Below are 1965 nucleotides of genomic sequence, written 5' to 3' on the forward strand. Positions count from 1 at the left end.
GGGTGGGGGGGCGGCGGGTGGTTGTCGTCAGCCTTCATCGGCTGCTGGAACCGCAAGTCGACGCGTCGGCCGCGCCGGGGGCCATCGTGTTCGGGCGCGGCGAGCAGCGGCCGTTCGAGCTGGACCTGCTGCTGGTGACCGGCGCGTCCGGGCTCGACGTCGAGCTGTGCGGGGTGCTGGTAGAGGCGTGCGCCGACGGCACGCACCTGGTGCTGTGCGCGGAGGAGGGCGCGCCGCCGCCCGCCGGTCCCGGCCGCCCACTGGACGACCTGGAGGCGTCCGAGACCGTCCCGGTCGTGGAACTGGACGCCGAGCCGCCCGCCGATCCCCTCGGGACACTCGCCGCGGCCGTGCGCGGCGGCGACCTCGTGGCCGTCGACGCGCCCGGCAAGGAGGTCGTCATCGTGCCCGCCGCCGACCCCGGCGAGGCGGTGCACCGGACCGTCCAGCTCATGACCGACTCGATCCCCCGCGCCCTCGGGATCCCCCTGGACGACGTCCAGGTCGTCGCGCCCGCCGCCGGGGGCGAGGCGGGCACCACGGCGCTGAACGCGGCGCTGAAGGCCCGGCTGAACCCCGGTCCCGGCCGGTTCGCCGGGATGGACCCGGGCGACCGCGTCGTGGTCGCCGCGCCGCTGCCCCAGGCGCCCGCCGGGGAGGTCGGGGTCGTGCTCGGCGGCGGCCCGCGCGGGCTGGACGTCCAGTTCGCCGGCGGCATGGTCACCATCCCCCCGGCCGACGCGGCGCGGCTGCGGCACGGCTGGGCGGTCACGGTCGCCCAGGGGCGCGGGACGCCCCGTCCGGCCGTGGTGGCGGTGATGTCCGCCGAGGGGCTCTCGCGGCCGCTGGTGGCCGCGGCGTTCGGGCTGGCGCGCCGGCACCTGTCGGTGGTCCAGGCGGCCGGTCCGGCGCTGGCGCGGGCCGTCCGGGAGACGGAGGCGGCCGGGCGGCGCACCCGGCTCGCGAGGCTGGTCGTGCAGTGAGACCGGCCGTGCAGTGAGCCGCGTGGTGCGGTGAAGCTGGCGGCACGGTGAGGCCAGTGATGCGGTGAGGTTGGAACGCGGTAAAGAAACCACCGGGTCGCGGTTTACGGTCGTGCGCGGATGGGGCACGATCTGACGAAATGGCGCGGACGTGACCGTGACCATCGTGTCTCCGGCTCGTTGGACACGATGTCAACAGCAGCATCACCGGCAGGCGGAGGAGCGACATGCCCCAGCGGCTCAGGCGGCTCGGTTCGGCTTCGGCGGCGGTCTCGGCGGGCGCCCTGGTCCTGGTGCTCGGCGCGCCGTCGGCGGACGCCGCGGCGAGCGGGCGGCCCTGCAAGAAGGGCACCGATCCGGCGAGCACCATCGAGAACTGGAAGTGCAACCTCGGCAACCTGCGTGACGCGATCAACCCGCCCAAGAGCCCCGCGCCGAAGCCCGCGCCGAAACCGGCGAAGCACACCAAGAAGACCTCGCCGAAGAAGAACGCGGGGGGCGGGAAGTCCACGTCGCCGTCCAGGGGCTCGCGCGCGCCCTCCGGCACGCCGGGCGGTGGCGGCGGCTCGGGCGGGGCGCCGGCCACCATGACCGGCGCCGGGGGGCTCCAGCCCTACAAGGGCACCGCGCCGTCCGGGCTGCCGGGCGTCCTGCCGAGCCCGGAGGTCGCCGCCGACCCCAACGGCTACCTGCCCCAGTCCGGGACGGCGCCCGTCCCGCAGACGCGCCTCATCTCCCCTGTGGCGGCCTCGCAGCACCAGGGCGGCCAGACGGCATGGGTCGCCGCCGCGGCGGGCGCGGCCGGAGCCGTGGCGGCCCTCAACATCAGCGTCGTCGGGCGCGGCCTCCGCCGCCGCGCCGCCCGCTGACCCGGGCCCCCGGCCCCCGGCCCCGGGGTCCGGGGTCCGGGCACGCCGAGGACACGCTGAGGGCCCCTTCCCGGGCGCGGGGAGGAGCCCTCGGGCGTCGGAAGCGTCAGACG

General features: G+C 77.0%; 1 protein-coding gene and 1 pseudogene. Both read left to right on the top strand.

Translation table 11 applies throughout. The features are described 5' to 3' along the window. Positions 1-983, top strand: a pseudogene (locus E1298_RS46490) (helix-hairpin-helix domain-containing protein); the annotation flags it as partial. A 227-nt stretch (positions 984-1210) separates the two neighbouring features. Continuing rightward, positions 1211-1852, top strand: a complete 642-nt coding sequence (locus E1298_RS46495) for a hypothetical protein (RefSeq protein WP_131903743.1) — start codon at positions 1211-1213, stop codon at positions 1850-1852. The last annotated feature ends 113 nt before the right edge of the window (positions 1853-1965 follow it).

This window comes from Actinomadura rubrisoli (assembly GCF_004349215.1).
Classification (GTDB): Bacteria; Actinomycetota; Actinomycetes; order Streptosporangiales; family Streptosporangiaceae; genus Spirillospora; species Spirillospora rubrisoli.

Coding starts and splice junctions, on each gene's coding strand:
- E1298_RS46495 (WP_131903743.1), top strand. CDS start 1,211: ATGCCCCAGCGGCTCAGGCGGCTCGGTTCGGCTTCGGCGGCGGTCTCG.